This is a genomic window from Kaistella palustris DSM 21579 (assembly GCF_000422265.1).
Classification (GTDB): domain Bacteria; phylum Bacteroidota; class Bacteroidia; order Flavobacteriales; family Weeksellaceae; genus Kaistella; species Kaistella palustris.
This window is the reverse complement of sequence record NZ_AULL01000017.1, coordinates 89,797-106,894: the sequence shown is the minus strand read 5'-3', so window position 1 is coordinate 106,894 and position 17,098 is coordinate 89,797. Positions and strand designations below refer to the sequence as shown.

The window sequence follows — 17,098 nt, the reverse complement described above, 5'->3', positions numbered from 1 at the left end:
ACTCAGCCCGTCAAAGTTTTAAGGCGTAAAACCTTTGCTTTGACGACGTTTTGTACAGAACTTCTTCATCATGTATGAGGAAGTTTTTTTCTTTATGCATCCCTAATTTTTGTATTTTTAAAGACTAAATTCAAAATTTAATGTCATTAATAGATTTGTCTAAACAGGTTGCGCTGGGTGTGGATATTGGCGGAACAAACACCAAGTATGGCCTGGTAAATCACCGCGGCGAAATTCTGGAAAAAGGAAACCTTAAAACAGATGAATATCCAAAAGTGGAAGATTTTATCGAGGCGCTTTACAACAAAGTCATGCCTCTGATCCTCAAGCATTGCGGCCACAGACATTTCGACGGCATCGGGATTGGCGCTCCCAATGCTAATTATTACCGCGGCACCATAGAGCAGGCGCCTAATCTCCATTGGAAAGGTGTAGTTCCTTTTGCTGAAATGATGACCAAAAAGTTTGAAGTTCCCTGCAAAATGACCAACGATGCAAATGCAGCCGCTCTGGGCGAAATGATGTTTGGCGCAGCGCGCGGTATGAAGGATTTCATCATGATCACGCTGGGAACAGGTGTCGGTAGCGGAATTATTGCCAATGGACAGCTGATCTACGGCCATGATGGTTTTGCGGGCGAACTGGGACATACAATTGTGAAACCCGGTGGCAGAAAACACTGGAGCACAGGCTCAGAAGGCTCTCTGGAAGCGTACGCATCAGCAACAGGAATTGCCATTACCGCCAAGAAAATGCGCGTGGAGTTTCCGGATTCCATGCTGAACGACTACCCCGAAGAAGCGGTAAATTCAAAAGTTGTTTACGAATGCGCAAAGAAGGGCGATCCTATCTCGATAGAAGTTTTCCGGTACACCGGTCAGAAACTTGGTGAGGCTTTTGCAAATTTCGTAATGTTCTCGTCACCACAGGCTATTCTGCTTTTTGGCGGAGTGATCAAAGCCGGGGATTTTATTTTAAAGCCTACCAAACTTCATATGGAACGGAATCTGCTGCCTATCTTCCGCAACAAGGTGAAACTTGTTTTCAGTGAACTCGATGAAGCAGATGCGGCAATTCTGGGCGCCAGCGCGCTGGTCTGGGAACATTAAAGTAAAGCATTCAAGTAAAACTAAAAAGCCTGTTTTGTCGTATATGATTTTAAATAATTTTTAGTTTTAGTCAGATGAAAAATATCTTAACAATTATACTTAGCGCGTTTTTATTCGCCTGCAACGGGCAGGAAACAAAAAAAGCGGCTACAAAAATTCAAAAAATGGACAAACAAAATTTAGAAACGATCACCTTCGGCGGCGGTTGTTTTTGGTGCGTTGACAGCGTACTTGATCTTCTGAAAGGTGTAGAATCCACAACTTCAGGATATGCCGGCGGCCATACCAAAAACCCTACTTATGAAGAAGTATGCACAGGTGAAACAGGACATGCCGAGGTTGTACAGTTAACCTACGATCCCAAAATTATATCTTATGATCAGCTGATGGACGTATTTTTCTTTCTGCACGATCCTACTACACTCAACAGGCAGGGTAACGATATTGGGACACAATACCGCTCGGTGATTTTTTATAATGACGAAACCGAAAAGCACAACGCGGAAGCTGCGATGAAAAAATCTGAAGCTTCGGGGAAATACAGTGGAAAGTACGTAACGGAAATTACCAAACTCGATAAATTCTGGCCGGCGGAACAGTATCACCAGGGATATTATGAAGCGAACCCTACACAACCTTACTGCAGCGCTGTTGTAGGACCGAAGATCGCGAAATTTAAAAAGCATTTCGGAGCGCTCAACATGCTGAAAGCAGAAAGCGAAAACTAAATATAAAGCGGAGAATTTTTCTTCGCTTTTATTTTTTCCGAGAAAATGATTTCCATTAATAAGAAAATAAAAAATTCTCCAGTCAGCTAAATCTCTTCTGAAAAGCTGAACTCATTAAAACAAAAAGGCCGCTGAAAATTTCAGCGGCCTTTAAATATAAATTAAAAGTCTTATTTAACCAGAGTCAGTTCACTGATCAGGTGACCGGCATTACCGTATTTTTCGATGGTCCAGAGAACCATACGGATATCTACATTAATGGTTTTCTGCCATTTTTTGTCGAAGATGATATCGCCGCTTAAAGCTTCACTGTTTCCGTCGAAGGCCAGACCAATAAGGTTTCCGTTGCCATCCATCACCGGTGATCCGGAGTTTCCTCCAGTAATGTCATTGTCTGAAAGGAAGTTGACAGGCATGAATCCTTTTTTGTCTTTATAACGGCCGAAATCTTTTTTCTTCACCAGATCCAGGAATCTTTGCGGAAGATCGAATTCTTCATCGCCTTTTTTATACTTCGCCACCATTCCGGTTACGTCGGTATAATAGTTATCTTTTTCGCTGATGCCGAAATATTTTCGGTCGCTTCTTTCCGGTAAGGTTGCGACATGACCGTAAGTTAATCTCATCGTAGAGTTAGCATCGGGATAGAAATCGGTTTGTGGCTGTGATTTCCGAAGTCCGTCCAAAAACATTCTGTTGTTTTTTGCAAATGCTTCATCAACTTTCGCAAATTTCTCTGCACCAAGCTTTTGATCATTTACATAACCGTCGGCAAGTTTTAACATTGGATCTGCATCAATCTTTAATCTGTCGGGATTATTAACAAAATTCATCGCAGATTCTTTGGTAGCAAAAACCGAAGAGAAAGCAAGCGTGGAAAGATTTTTTGCATCCGCTGCCATCAACGTAGGTGAGGCTACATCTTTCGCAACTCTCTGTTGGTAAAGATTAACCATGGAGTTAAGCATTTCACCTTCCAATTTTGTATTGATGCCATCGTACACTTTATCAATTGCCGCGATCACTTTTGGTTTCATTGCGGCTTTGCCGGCTTCGTCCTGATCTGCATAAGTTTTCAGTAACGAGCCAAGCTGGTAACTGATGGTAATATATTTGGCATTTCTCTGGAGTTGAGAAGAATAGTTGCGCTCCACATTTCTGTTGCTAATCTGCGCATAATTGGCTTTAAGGTCTTCCAGAACGCCACCGTAAGTTTCTACGTTTTCAGGCAGTAAAGCCCAGGTCATAAATTTATCTTCCAAAGCTTTCTTTTCAGCAATGGTATTGTTTTTTTCAACGGCATCGATTGTGCCCTGTCGGTTTTTCCAGTAGTTTGCCACGGATGCATATTGGGACGCATAGTCAAGTTTGGTAGCCTGATCTTTGTCCATATATTTTTTCATCACATCCATCGCAAGTTTAGATGATTCTACCCATGCCGGATAATCTTTGTTCACCATTTGGCTGATACCGTAAGAAGTCAGATATCTGTTTGTTCTTCCGGGGAAACCTACGATCATTGCAAAATCTCCGGGTTTGTAACCTTTAAGAGAAATAGGCAGTGAATGTTTGGGCGTCATCGGTACGTTGCTTGGCGAATATTCCGCAGGATTACCGTTTGCATCGGCATATACCCGGAAAACTGAGAAATCAACTGTATGTCTTGGCCATTCCCAGTTATCGGTATCGCCACCAAATTTACCAAGTGAGTTAGGAGGCGTTCCTACCAATCTTACATCTTTAAAATCCTGATACACAAAATAGTAAAATTCATTCCCGTTAAAGAAATCGCGAACTACTACCGTGTATTTTCCGTTTTCGGAATTTTCTGCCTGAATGGCTTTATATTCTGCATCGATGATGGCTTTCCTTTCATCGGCTGACATATTGTTATTAAGTTTGGCATTGATGCGTTTTGAAACATCATCCATTCTCACCATAAACCGTACATTAACTCCTGCTGCGGGAAGTTCTTCACTTTTTTTCATGGCCCAGAAACCATTGGTCAAGTGGTCATTAGCGGGAGTGGAAAGCGCTGCGATAGCACCATATCCACAGTGGTGGTTGGTAAAAAGCAAACCTTCTTTAGACACCATTTCGGCGGTACAACCTCCGGCAAACTGAACGATCGCATCCTTCAGGCTGGAATGGTTTACAGAATAGATTTCTTCTGCAGTAAGCTTAAGACCTTCCTTCTGCATATCTACTCCATTGAGTCTTTTGATCATGGTCAAAAGCCACATACCTTCGTCGGCTCTTAATTGTACAAAGCTCAGCATGAAAGTGAGCAGTAAAAGTATTCTTTTCATTGTTAATTTTTTAATCAGGCTAATTTAGGAAAATCATTTGATATAGGTCTTTTAAACAAAAAAATGGATGAGAAAACCTCATCCATTCTATACTGATAATTTTAAAAAATTATTTTTTGATCAGTTTGGTTTGTTCAACCGAACCGTTTACATAAATCACCTGAAGGATGTAAGTTCCTTTAGCTAATTTAGATACGTTAAGCTGACTACCTTGTGTAAAGGCCTGAACTCTCTTACCTGAAAGATCAATAACGGAAACTGCCTGAATTTCATTTTTAGCTTTTACGTTTACAACATCGGTTGCTGGATTTGGATAAATCTGGAGTCCAGACTTCACCGCGGTATTTGACACGGCCAAAGCTAAATCACCTACAAATTTAAGGATACCTTTTGTTCCACCAGGACCGTCGCTAAACTGTCCAGCCCAACCTGTAGTTGAATTTAAGAAAGCAAGTTTACCTCTTTGTTCTCCTGAATCAATTGCAGTCCAGGTTAATCCACCGTCTTTTGAGTAAGAAGATCCTAACCATTCCGGTTTAGGTTGCGCAGTTGTACCTGGATTAATACCTGTAGATACATAAGTATTTGCTGTTCCCGGAACATATGCGATATCACCAAAATACCAAGGGCCTGTTGGCGTCATCGGCTCCCAGTTTTCGCCTGCATCATTAGTACTGTAAAGGTTTGCCACTGTAGTTGCTACAGTTCCGGCGCCATCCACAGCAATTAAGAGTCCGTTGTTGCCATCTTTAAATGCAAAGCTGCCGGATGATCCTGAAGTAGTAACACCACCAAAATCCAATACAGGGCTGTAACTTGAAGTCCAGGTATTTCCTCTGTCAGTTGAGTGCAAAATCCTGCCCACATCTGTTCCGAACCAGATATTGTCACCAACTACTTCTTTCATTGCTACATAACCGAAGTCACCTTCCTGGTCCGGTCTTCCCGGTACTAAAGTCCAGGTAGCACCACCGTTCATGGTTTTGTACATTTCGAATTTACCACCTACCGGGTCACCATTGGTCCAGCCTTCATTGGCGTTCCAGAAATAAATCTGGTTTCCAAATGAACTTGCAGTATAACCTGAGGCCTGTACAGTCCAGGTTGTACCACCATTTGTTGTCTTATATACATTGTTTGCCTGCGAACCGCTTGCATATGGGGCTGTTACGATCCAGGCCGTGTTTGCATCAACTGCCGCAATATCAGAAATCAATGCGTTTGTACTAGGGCCAGTCACTGTTTTAGCGGTCCATGTTGCACCCCCATCCGTTGTACGCGAAACGATTTTAGGATAGGTACCTGCCCCTGATCCATCATAAGCAAAAGCCCAAACGGTGTTAGCATCTACTACCGCGATCTCATCGATACCGAAATTTGCAGGGAAATTTGTTGCCTGATCTACCCAACCCTGTGCCTGGGTTGCCATTGAAACCAGCGCGAAGCCAGTAAGTAAAACTTTTTTCATAATCTTTTTAATTTAATGATTTTGGGTAAAATTAAAGTATTCCGCTAAAACAAGCAAACTTTATTATGATTTTTTTGAGAATGCAAGAATAGTGGTGAAGATTTGAAATTTTGGAATATTGTGGTTTTCCGGCGAAATTTTTAATAAAATTAAAAACAGCAAAAGCCACCCGAATCAGCTTCGAAGCATTTCTGTGTGCGGAATGTCATCTTCCAGATAACTTTTTCCGGTATTGCAAAAACCAAATTCACTGTAAAATTTTTGAAGATAGTCCTGCGCAGAAATACGGACTTCTGAAGAACCAAACCGGTTTTCGATAGTTTCCAGAGCGAGCCTCATTAATTCTCGCCCGAGCCCCAGTTTTCTTGCCGACGGTTTCGTCAGCACGCGGCCTATTGATGGTTCCCTGTACTTTATGTTGCCATCAAAAATGCGGCAGTATGCTACAATATCGCCCTCCATTTCCGCCCAGATGTGCAGTGCTTTTTCATCGGATCCGTCGGCGTCCAGGTAATGACACGTCTGTTCTACCACAAATACTTCCTGCCGGATCTTCAGTATAGCGTAGATTTCGGCGACTGATAAACCGTGAAAGGACTTGATATTCCATATCACGTTGCCCATTATTCAAATTTTACTTTGTTTTTGGCCAGCAGCTCATTGGTCTTTGAAATAAACTTGAGAATATCTGAAGTTCCCGTTTTTTTTTCTGCCGATGTGATGTAGAGATCGGGCAGTTCTTCCCAGGTTTTCAGCAGTTCGGCCTTATAGTTTTCTACGTTTTCGGCAAGTGCCGCGGGCTTCATTTTATCAGACTTCGTAAAAACGATCGAGAAAGGCACATCATTTTCGCCACACCATTCAATAAATTCCACATCTATTTTCTGCGGCGTATGTCTGCTGTCGACCAAAACAAATAAATTGACAAGATTTGTTCGGTTCAGAATATAGTTGGTAATGATTTTTTCGAAATCGCGCCGCATACTTTTCGAAACGCGCGCGTAACCATAGCCCGGCAGATCGGTAAGATACCAATTTTCATTAATGATAAAATGATTGATGAGCTGTGTTTTTCCCGGGGTCTGCGAGGTTTTTGCCAGATCTTTAAAATTCAGAATAGCATTGATGAGCGACGATTTACCTACATTGGACCGGCCGATAAATGCATATTCCGCCATCACAGGTTCGGGACAGTCCTGCCATCTTGCACTGCTTTTTACAAATTCTGCTGTTTTTATTACCATGGTATTTATTTTTAATGAAAAAAAAATGGAAGCCTAAACTCCCAATGTTTTATTTTCGGTCTTTTGCAACCAGCTGTACAGGATATCATTGAATTCATCAGGTTTCTCCATCATCGCCGCGTGTCCGCATTCTTCAATCCAATAGAGATCCGAATTGGGCAGAAACTTATCCATATCAATTGCTACGCCTGGCGGCGTTACATTATCTTCTTTGCCCCAAATCAAACACACGGGGGTGGTAATTTTGGGCAGATCGTTGAGCATGTTATGTTTGATGGCGCTTCTTGCAAGCATTACGGTTTTAATGCCTTTCATTCTGTCATTCACTACCGAAAAAACCTCATCTACAAGTTCATCTGTCGCGACACCCGGATCATAAAACACTTCTTCGGTTTTCTTTCGGATGTATTCCTTGTCCGATTTACGGGGAAAACTGTCGCCAAATGTTCTTTCATAAAGACCGGAACTGCCTGTTAAAACAAGATTTTTAACCAGTTCAGGACGGGCCAATGTAAGAATTAAACCTATGTGCCCACCCATGGAATTCCCTACCACAGTGGCCGGCTCTGTGCATTTTTTCTCAATAAACTTGGCCACATATTTTGCAATTGTAGTCAGGTTTGTATTTAAGACCGGCAGGTCATAAACCGGAAGCACCGGTACGAAGACCTTATAACCTCTTTCAGAAAAAAAATTTACGGTTTTGTCGAAATTGCTCAAACCACCCATCAATCCATGAAGTAGAATTAACGGTGAACCCTCCCCGGCTTCGATGAAAGAGAATTTCTTTTCTGTTTTGGTAATAAATCTCATAAAAATGCCTTATAAGCCTTGCAAAAATACAAATTTAAGCCCAACTATAATTTAAGCGTGAAAAAATCATAAAAAAATATTATGCAGACAACAGTTACCGAGGGTGTTGACCATAAGTGCTGCATATAACTTTCAACGGCGTAAAGACTTTTATATCAATATTTTAATTACCGAAATATAAACTTATACACATTAAGTCAAAAAGTGGGAAAAAGTGGGAGGTTTTAGAAATTTTTATATAAATTTGTCCCAAATGAAGAATTTCATCGGCACATACGAATGTAAGATCGACGACAAAGGTCGCATAAAACTTCCCTCTTCTCTGATGAGACAGATGGAAGATTTCGGCGATGAGCCCTTCGTAGTGAAACGCTCTGTGTTCCAGACCTGTCTGGAGGTTTACCCAATGAAGGGCTGGGACAGACTGATGGTGAAAATCAATAAGCTGAACCGTTTTCAAAAGAAAAATGCAGACTTCATCCGACAGTTCACCGCAGGACTGAAAACCGTAGAACCCGATAACGCCGGCCGCCTGCAAATTTCGAAAGACCTGACTTCATTTGCAAACCTGCAAAAGGAAATCGTGATTACAAGTGCAGGCGAACTGTTTGAGATCTGGGACAAAGATGCTTACGAAGACATCATTGCTGCTTCCAAAGATGATTTTGCAAAACTGGCCGAAGAAGTGATGGGCGACCTCAGCTTCGGCGACGAAGAAAATTAAAAACCCCGGAATTGCCGGAACAAAAATTCCTGTACTCCTTAATATATAAGACAGAATGTATCACAATCCCGTTTTGCTGCACAAGAGTGTAAATGATCTGGTTACAAATCCCAGCGGTATTTATGTGGACGTTACCTTCGGCGGCGGCGGACATTCGCGGGCAATTTTGGAGAAACTTTCTCCTAAAGGGAAACTGTACGCTTTTGACCAGGATCTGGATGCTCTAAAAAATACGATTGAGGATGATCGTTTTACACTTATCAATCAGAATTTCAGATTTTTAGAAAATTCACTGATGGTCTATGGCGAACCGCGCGTTGATGGAATTCTGGCCGATCTTGGCGTTTCCAGCCATCAGTTTGATGAAGCCGAACGTGGTTTTTCCACAAGAAATAACGCGCCACTTGATATGCGCATGAACGTAATGCAGAGCCTGGATGCAAAAAAAGTCATTAATGAATATGAAGAAGAGCAACTTGCAGATATTTTCTATTATTATGGCGAACTGCGCGAAGCGAGAAAACTGGCGCGCGAAATTGTACATCACCGGAAAATTAAAACAATTGAAACGACAGAAGATCTGAAGAAAGTATTCAGCTACATTCCGCAATTCAAACAGAATAAATTCTTCGCACAGGTTTTTCAGGCCGTGCGGATCGAAGTAAACCAGGAACTCGATGTTTTAAAGGAACTGTTGCTCCAGTCCTATAAAATGCTGAAACCCAAAGGAAGACTTGTAGTGATATCCTATCACTCACTGGAAGACAGACTGGTGAAAAGATTTTTGAAAAACGGCATGTTCGAAGGCGAACCCGAAAGAGATATTTACGGTAATTACTCCAAAGCATTTGACCTGCTGCAGACCAAAGCTTTTGTCCCCGATGAGGCCGAAGTTAAAGAAAACTCGCGTGCACGGAGCGCCAAAATGCGCGTGGGAATTAAGATTTAGATTTTTATAACTACAGAATGGCTAAGAAACCTACATACCGCACTCAGAAGAAACTCACTTTTATCGATCTGGTAAAAGGTAATTTCCTGAACCGTGATGAGGTGAAGATTCATTACAAATATTTTTTGCTCGTTTTTGTATTATTAATGGTAATGATCTACAGTAACCACCTGGTGAGCCAAAAGATTGAAATGGTCAACGAACTGAAAGAGCAGACCGAAGAATTTAAATCACGGAATGCATATGCACAAAGCCGCTTGATAAAAGTAAAGCTGGAATCGGAACTCGGCAAAGAAATGGTGCAGGATTCACTGTTATCCTTAGAAAATCATCCACATAAATTATTGGTAAAACTAGACAGTACAGATGGCGGTGCGAAATGAATTTGAAAATAAGCGCTCAAAAACTTTGAGATGGGGCTACTTCTTTGCGGGGTTTGCCTTTATCTTGTTTATAGTTTTTCTGGCACGTATTCTCATATTACAAAACACTAATGTTCAGGAGATTAAAGACGATTACATCAACAAAAACTATCGGGAGGCCACTTTAAAAGCCGCACGCGGAAATCTTTATGCTTCAGATGGATCCATTCTCGCCACCACGGTGATGCGCTATGATGTGTATCTGGATTTCAAAACTGTGAAGGACAGCGTGTACGCCAACAATATCGCCGCGCTTTCCGATTCATTATCTGCCATGTTCGGTAAGCCACGAAGTTATTTCCGCGACCGGCTGGATCAGCAGAAAAAAGCAAAGAACCAATACTATTCGCTGGTCAAAGGTCTCGATTTCGATGATTACGACCGCATCCGAAACTTCCCCATATTTAAAAAAGGCAAAAACCGCGGTGGCTTCATCGTGGACAGGAATTTCAAACGGGAGCTGGCGACCACGCAGATCGGCGCAGGAACGATCGGTATGGATAACGGCATTGCAAAATCCGGTCTTGAAGGTGCTTTTTCAAAATATCTCACCGGAACAGACGGCACACGTTTGGAGCAGCGCGTAAACTCCAGCCAGTGGAAACCGATTGATTACTGGAAGGTGAATGAACCGGTTGACGGCGAAGATGTGTACACCACGATCGACCTGCGAATTCAGGATATTGCGCATTCGGCTCTGGAAAAACAGCTTATAAAATTTGATGCTGAACACGGCTGCGTTTTGCTCATGGAAGTGGCTACAGGAAAAGTGAAAGCCATGGTCAACCTGCGCCGCACGGAACCTGGAGTTTACGTAGACGCCTATAACTACGCACTCAAAGATGCTACAGAACCCGGTTCTACCTTCAAAACGGTCTCGCTTTTAGCAGCGATGGATGATGGTTTTATTGATGAAAATACCACTGTAAATGTGGGAAACGGCGTGTGGACTTATGCAAAACAGCGAATTTCCGACGGACATGGCGGCGGCACTTATGAGATCTCAGATGTCCTTGCAAAATCCAGCAACGTAGGTTCTGCCAAACTCATCACCAAATTTTATGCAGATAAACCCCAGGTTTTTCTGGATCATCTTCGTCGCTGGAAAATGTTCGATAAAATGGATATTGAACTTCCCGGCGTAACCAAACCCTTCATCGTAACTCCTCAGGATAAACGATGGAATGCAGCAACGCTCGCATCTCTGGCGTATGGCTATTCCTCCAGATTTAACCTGCTGCAGCTCACTACTTTTTATAATGGTTTAGCGAACAAAGGAAAAATGCTGAAGCCCCTTTTCATCGATAAGATCATGAAAGACGGCCAGATTTTATATGAAGCGAAACCTCAGATCATGGTCAAAAAAATGGCTTCGGACAAGGCTTTGGAAATGATGACCAGCGCGCTGACAAAAGCCGTTGAAAAAGGTACAGGAAAAAGCATTTTTACACCCAACCTCAAAATGGCCGGGAAAACAGGGACTGCACGTTTTGAATACTGGAAACACGGTCCCGCAAAGTATCAGGCGAGCTTTGCAGGATTTTACCCGGCAGACAATCCGAAGTACACCTGCATTGTGATGATCAACCAGCCCGACAATTCCAAAGGATTTTACGGTGCCACCGTTTCGGCGCCGGTTTTTAAGGAAATCGCCGGTAAGACTTTCCTGAAAACGCCACAAAATATAGAACCGGAATTATTGGTCGACCGGAAAGTAGACCTCAGCAAAATGATTGACCCTGCGGTAAAAATTGCTGTAAATGGCAATCAGATGCCGAAAGTGGTAGGTCTGATCGGAAAAAACATTATTCCCCAGCTCGAGAATCAAGGCTACCGCGTGGATTACAAAGGTGTCGGACGTATAAAGGAGCAGTTTCCGCTGGAAGGAACGCTCATTAAAAAAAACCAGCGAATCTATCTGCAGTTGCAGAATTAATATTAAAAGTCAGCCTTGCTGAAAAGCAGGTGTGAATTAAAAAATGAAGTTAGCAGAATTACTGAACCGAATTACCGTCCTGGAAACAAAAGGCAGCAAAGACGCTGAAGTTTCGGGAATTGTTTTCGACAGCCGCAAAGCTGTGGAAGGTTCACTTTATGTCGCTGTGAAAGGAACGGTTTCAGACGGTCATGCTTTTGTTGGCTCTGCAATCGGCAACGGTGCTAAAGCAGTTGTATGCGAACATTTTCCCGATGAATTACAAGACGGAATTGTATACTTAAAAGTTGCAGACAGTTCGAAAACCCTCGGTCAGCTCGCTTCGAATTTTTATGGAAATCCTTCGGAAAAATTAACATTGATCGGCATTACCGGGACTAACGGCAAAACTTCTACGGCAACTCTTCTTTACGATATTTTCAAAAATTTAGGTTTTAAAGCTGCTCTTATTTCTACCGTGGAATATAAAATTGCGGGCGAAATAATACCGTCAACACATACTACTCCTGATATTGTACGTCTAAATCAGATGTTGGCACAAGCTGTAGAAACCGGCTGCGAATACGCGGTGATGGAGGTTTCCTCACATGGCATACATCAAAACAGGACGGAAGGACTTAAATTCAAAATTGCCGGATTCACGAATATTACGCATGATCATCTGGATTATCATAAAACCTTTGCCGAATATTTAAAGGTTAAGAAAAGATTTTTTGATGAACTTTCAGCAGATGCCGTGGCCATTACAAATACTGATGATAAGAACGGGCCTGTAATGCTTCAGAACACAAAAGCCCGGAAGAAATCCTACGCCTTGAAAAAGATGGCAGACTACCACGGTAAAATCGTGGAAGGTGATTTCAATGGGATGTTGCTGAACTTTAACGGAAAGGAATTCTGGACCACACTCACCGGGAATTTCAATGTATACAATTTACTTCTGGCATTTGCAGTAACTGCAGAATGCGGTTTCGATGAAAACGATGTGCTGCAGGCCATGTCAAAACTGAAAAGAGTGAAAGGCCGTTTTGAAACTTTACGCTCAGACGGTGGCATTTTCTTCGTCGTCGATTATGCGCACACGCCGGATGCGTTGGAAAATATTCTTGATTCCATCAATCAGATACGCACCAAGAATGAAAGGCTGATCACAGTTTTCGGGTGTGGCGGTGACCGCGACCATGCAAAACGACCGGAAATGGGAAAGATCGCGACGCGAAAATCAACACTGGCGATAATCACTTCCGACAATCCCCGCAGCGAAGATCCAACCAGCATTATAAAAGAAATCGAAGCAGGTGTAGAACCGCAAAATTTCAGCAAATACACTTCGATCCCTGACCGGAAAGAAGCGATTAAAATGGCGATCAAATTTGCGGAACCGAAAGATATTATTCTCGTTGCCGGCAAAGGCCACGAGAATTACCAGGAAATCAACGGCGTGAAACACCATTTCGATGACAAGGAAACCATTGTAGAACTGGCAAAATTAATGTCGAAATAACAAAATAAACGATCATGTTATACTATCTGTACGAATATTTTAACAGTCACGGAATTCACATTCCGGGCCTCGGCATGTTCCGGTTTATATCGTTCCGTGCAGGTATGGCTGTCTTGCTGTCACTCGTGATTGCATTGCTGTTCGGGAAAAAGATCATCAACTATCTGCGTCGGCGGCAGATGGGCGAAATGGTCCGCGATCTTGGTCTTGAAGGGCAAAAACAGAAGGAAGGTACGCCGACCATGGGCGGGCTGATCATCATCATCGCCACGCTGATTCCCGTTCTGCTTTTTACCAGGGTTCTGAACATTTACATCGTTCTGCTCATTATATCAGTAGTCTGGATGGGCGCTATCGGTTTTATTGATGATTATCTGAAGAAGATCAAAAAAAACAAAGACGGCCTCAGCGGCAAATTCAAAATTATCGGACAAGTCGGTCTGGGCCTGATCATCGGAGTGACTATGTATTTTCATCCGGATATTACGGTAAAAAGAAAGTATGCCGATGCTAAAGAAGTTAACCGGAATAATGTGGAGCGAAACTTTATGCCAACCGAAAAAGCCACCGTTTCCACCGTGCCTTTCATTAAAAATAATGAATTCGACTACAGCGGAATTTTATTTTGGATGACGCCAGAAAAAGCCCACGAATGGGCATGGATCGTTTTCATTCCTATCGTGATATTTATTGTTACAGCCGTATCCAATGGCGCCAACATTGCCGACGGGATCGATGGTCTGGCGGCGGGAACAAGTGTCGTCATCCTGCTCACCCTATCCTTTTTTGCCTACGTTTCGGGAAACATCATTTTTGCAGATTATCTCAACATTATGTTCCTGCCCAATATGGGTGAGACCACGATTTTTGCACTCGCACTGGTCGGTGCGGTGATCGGATTCTTCTGGTATAATACGTATCCGGCGCAGGTTTTCATGGGCGATACGGGAAGTTTGATGCTGGGCGGCGTTATTGCGGTTCTGGCAATTATCTTAAGAAAAGAACTGTTGATTCCCGTACTCTGCGGAATTTTCTTAATTGAAAATATTTCGGTGATGCTTCAGGTAGGCGTCTTTAAATACAGAAAAAGAAAATTTGGGCTGGAATATGCGCAGAATAACAGACTCTTCAAGATGTCACCACTTCACCATCATTACCAGAAAGAAGGATATCATGAAAGTAAGATCGTAAACCGCATGATCATCATGGGTGTTTTATTTGCCATTATTTGTTTAATCACGCTGAAAGTAAGATAATATGAAAGTAGCAGTCCTGGGAGGAGGAGAAAGCGGCTTCGGCGCAGCTTATTTAGCGAAGAAAAAAGGGATGGAAGTTTTTCTGTCGGATAAAGGCTCCATTTCTGAGTCTTATAAAAAGCTTCTGACTGATGCCGATATCGACTTTGAAGAAGGTCAGCATTCCGAAGAAAAAATTCTGGCTGCAGACTGGATCATCAAATCGCCGGGCATTCCGAAAAAGGCTGATATTATTTTTAAAATAAATCAAAAAGGAATCCGACTTTCTTCTGAAATTGAATTCGCCTCTGAATTTACAGATGCCAAGATCATTGCGATCACCGGCAGCAACGGTAAAACAACAACCACGTCTTTGATCTATCATATTTTAAAGAACGACGGTTTAAAGGTAGGTTTGGGCGGAAACATCGGTAAGAGTTTCGCAAAACAGGTCGCAGATGAGAATTTCGACTATTATGTGCTGGAGGTCAGCTCATTTCAGTTAGATGATATTCAGAACTTCAGACCGTATATTTCTTTATTGCTGAACTTAAGTCAGGATCACCTGGATCAGTATAATTACAATTACGAAGAATATGCGCTGGCCAAGTTCCGGATCGCCGAAAACCAGGAAAACGATAATTTCTTCATTTATAATAAGGATGATGTGATGAGCCTCAGTCTTCTTGAAAAACTGGAGATCAAAGCAAAAATGATCCCTTTCTCCACGCAGGAGAAATTGAAGGAAGGCGGTTTCATTCAGGAAAATAAACTCATTGTAAAACTTCAGGATGAGTTCTCGATGAAGGTTGATGAACTTTCACTGGTTGGTAATCACAATATCGCCAACAGCCTTGCCGCTTCGATTGCGGGTAAAATTCTGCAGATCAACAATGAGCGCATCCGCAGCGCGCTGATGACTTTTCAGGCAGTTGAACACCGCCTGGAAGAAGTCGCCGAGATCGGTGGCGTAAAATTCATCAACGACAGTAAAGCGACCAACGTAAATGCTGCATATTACGCGCTGGAAAGTATGAAACAGCCCACAGTCTGGATCGTAGGCGGCATTGATAAAGGAAATGATTACACAGAAATTGAAGACCTCGTAAAGAAAAAAGTAAAGGCAATTGTGTGTCTGGGTTTAGATAATGCCAAGATCATCGATTTTTTTCAGGGAACTAAAGAACTGATCTACAGCACCACCAGTATGGAAGAAGCGGTACGTGTTTCAAAATCGGTTGCCCAAAAAGGTGATACCATTCTGCTTTCACCGTGCTGTTCAAGTTTTGATCTTTTCCAGAATTATGAGGACCGCGGCCGGCAGTTTAAAAAAGAAGTACTAAATAAAACAGAAAACGACGGAAAATAAATGCAGGATTCAGACCAAAAATTAGAACTGTTAAAAGGCGACAAAGTCCTCTGGAGCGTGATCTTACTGATCTCGTTCTCGTCGGTCTTTCCTGTTTACTCGGCCAGTTCCAATTTGGAGTATATTGTAAATAACGGAACCACCACCACGCACCTCATCAAACACATGTTTTTTGTGGTATTGGGCTTGGCCATCATGCGCGGCGTTGGTTTTTTCAAATACGAACATATCGGCAAACTCAGCAGTATACTTCTCGGATTTATGGTTCTGCTGCTGTGTCTCACCATGTTTACAGGCACGCAGATCGATGGTGCTTCGGCCTCACGGTGGCTGAAAATCCCCGGCACACCGATCTCTTTTCAACCCTCGTCGTTCGCCTATTTGCTGCTGGTTATCTATCTGTGCAGATATCTCACAAAAAAAATAAAGAGAGACCGCTTACCGATCGAAAATATACTGTACATTTTTGGGCCGGTACTTATCGTTTTTGGTCTGGTAGCAAAAGATAACGGCTCTACGGCTTTAATGATTTTAATGGTTTCACTTGCGGTAATGGTGATCGGTCAGCTGAATAAGAAATACATTTTTGGCTTTGTAGGCCTTTCAAGTGTGGCGATCGGTTTGTTTATGCTGCTTGCGTTAAAGACCGACCTCATCGGCAGTAACCGCGTTCACACCTGGCTGAGCCGGATCGAAACCTTTACCAATACCAAAAAAACAACCGACGTAGATGACGAAACATTAAAAGCAAAAAACTACCAGGTGATGCAGGCAAAAGCAGCCATTGTTCACGGTGGAATTACGGGAATGGGTCCGGGCAAAAGTGCGCTGAAACAGATGCTGCCTCAATCCGCTTCCGATTTCATTTTTGCTATTATCGTGGAGGAGTATGGTTTTTTTGGCGCCGTATTTCTCATCACCCTGTATCTCATTATGATCATCAGGATCATCATGATAGCCAGTAAAATGCCTGCGTTCTTTGGCAGCTTGCTCGTGCTGAGTCTCGGGATCATGATTTTTGTACAGCTCGCGGTGAATATTGCCGTGGCAGTAAACCTGATTCCGGTTACAGGCCAGCCTTTACCACTGATCAGTTATGGTGGAACCTCCATGCTGGTGACTTATATTCAGCTCGGAATTATTTTAAATGTAAGCTCCAGAATCCAGGTGTACGACGAAGAAGGAATGGGCAAAAAACAAAATATTGAAGAAATAAATGATATCGCCTGAAATGTAAATGATTACTGATGACGAACTTGTACTAAAATCACTATCAACCGATTATCAA

The 17,098-nt window shown here is 42.5% G+C and carries 15 protein-coding genes; 10 read left to right on the top strand and 5 right to left on the bottom strand.

The features are described from left to right. Positions 1-140: 140 nt before the first annotated feature. Entirely contained in the window at positions 141-1,109 is a 969-nt protein-coding gene (locus H562_RS0107350; protein WP_027376913.1) for an ROK family protein, read from the top strand. 164 nt (positions 1,110-1,273) lie between these two features. After that, entirely contained in the window at positions 1,274-1,837 is a 564-nt protein-coding gene (gene msrA / locus H562_RS0107345) for a peptide-methionine (S)-S-oxide reductase MsrA (protein ID WP_394330170.1), read from the top strand. 170 nt (positions 1,838-2,007) lie between these two features. Here msrA and H562_RS0107340 read toward each other — a convergent pair whose 3' ends face one another. The 5 genes from H562_RS0107340 to H562_RS0107320 all read right to left on the bottom strand — a co-directional run bounded on the left by H562_RS0107340 (position 2,008) and on the right by H562_RS0107320 (position 7,671). Then, entirely contained in the window at positions 2,008-4,146 is a 2,139-nt protein-coding gene (locus tag H562_RS0107340; protein WP_027376911.1) for a S46 family peptidase, read from the bottom strand. A 109-nt stretch (positions 4,147-4,255) separates the two neighbouring features. Beyond that, positions 4,256-5,614: a T9SS type A sorting domain-containing protein gene (locus H562_RS0107335; protein WP_027376910.1), complete on the bottom strand. Its 1,359-nt coding sequence runs from the start codon at positions 5,612-5,614 to the stop codon at positions 4,256-4,258. 174 nt (positions 5,615-5,788) lie between these two features. Further along, complete coding sequence (locus tag H562_RS0107330) at positions 5,789-6,238, bottom strand: GNAT family N-acetyltransferase (RefSeq protein WP_027376909.1); 450 nt, start codon at positions 6,236-6,238, stop codon at positions 5,789-5,791. Then, a complete protein-coding gene (gene yihA, locus H562_RS0107325; protein ID WP_027376908.1) occupies positions 6,238-6,858 on the bottom strand; it encodes a ribosome biogenesis GTP-binding protein YihA/YsxC in 621 nt (206 codons plus the stop codon). The genes H562_RS0107330 and yihA overlap by 1 nt, the downstream gene beginning before the upstream one ends. Positions 6,859-6,891: 33 nt before the next feature. Then, positions 6,892-7,671: an alpha/beta fold hydrolase gene (locus H562_RS0107320; protein WP_027376907.1), complete on the bottom strand. Its 780-nt coding sequence runs from the start codon at positions 7,669-7,671 to the stop codon at positions 6,892-6,894. Between the two features lie 253 nt (positions 7,672-7,924). Here H562_RS0107320 and mraZ point away from each other — a divergent pair, with 253 nt between their 5' ends. From mraZ to H562_RS0107280, 8 genes are read left to right on the top strand one after another with little or no spacing between them, the layout of a single operon-like run. Continuing rightward, on the top strand, positions 7,925-8,395 hold the full coding sequence (gene mraZ, locus H562_RS0107315) for a division/cell wall cluster transcriptional repressor MraZ (protein ID WP_027376906.1): 471 nt from the start codon (positions 7,925-7,927) through the stop codon (positions 8,393-8,395). Positions 8,396-8,450: 55 nt separating this feature from the next. Further along, on the top strand, positions 8,451-9,344 hold the full coding sequence (rsmH, locus tag H562_RS0107310; protein ID WP_027376905.1) for a 16S rRNA (cytosine(1402)-N(4))-methyltransferase RsmH: 894 nt from the start codon (positions 8,451-8,453) through the stop codon (positions 9,342-9,344). 17 nt (positions 9,345-9,361) lie between these two features. Beyond that, entirely contained in the window at positions 9,362-9,727 is a 366-nt protein-coding gene (locus tag H562_RS0107305) for an FtsL-like putative cell division protein (protein WP_027376904.1), read from the top strand. Beyond that, positions 9,711-11,702, top strand: a complete 1,992-nt coding sequence (locus H562_RS0107300; RefSeq protein WP_027376903.1) for a penicillin-binding transpeptidase domain-containing protein — start codon at positions 9,711-9,713, stop codon at positions 11,700-11,702. The genes H562_RS0107305 and H562_RS0107300 overlap by 17 nt, the downstream gene beginning before the upstream one ends. Before the next feature lie 43 nt (positions 11,703-11,745). Then, positions 11,746-13,206, top strand: coding sequence for a UDP-N-acetylmuramoyl-L-alanyl-D-glutamate--2,6-diaminopimelate ligase (locus H562_RS0107295; RefSeq protein WP_027376902.1), 1,461 nt, complete (start codon positions 11,746-11,748; stop codon positions 13,204-13,206). Positions 13,207-13,220: 14 nt separating this feature from the next. After that, positions 13,221-14,462, top strand: coding sequence for a phospho-N-acetylmuramoyl-pentapeptide-transferase (mraY, locus tag H562_RS0107290; protein ID WP_027376901.1), 1,242 nt, complete (start codon positions 13,221-13,223; stop codon positions 14,460-14,462). Position 14,463: 1 nt separating this feature from the next. Beyond that, on the top strand, positions 14,464-15,810 hold the full coding sequence (gene murD / locus H562_RS0107285; RefSeq protein WP_027376900.1) for a UDP-N-acetylmuramoyl-L-alanine--D-glutamate ligase: 1,347 nt from the start codon (positions 14,464-14,466) through the stop codon (positions 15,808-15,810). After that, entirely contained in the window at positions 15,811-17,040 is a 1,230-nt protein-coding gene (locus tag H562_RS0107280; RefSeq protein WP_027376899.1) for an FtsW/RodA/SpoVE family cell cycle protein, read from the top strand. Positions 17,041-17,098: the final 58 nt, after the last annotated feature.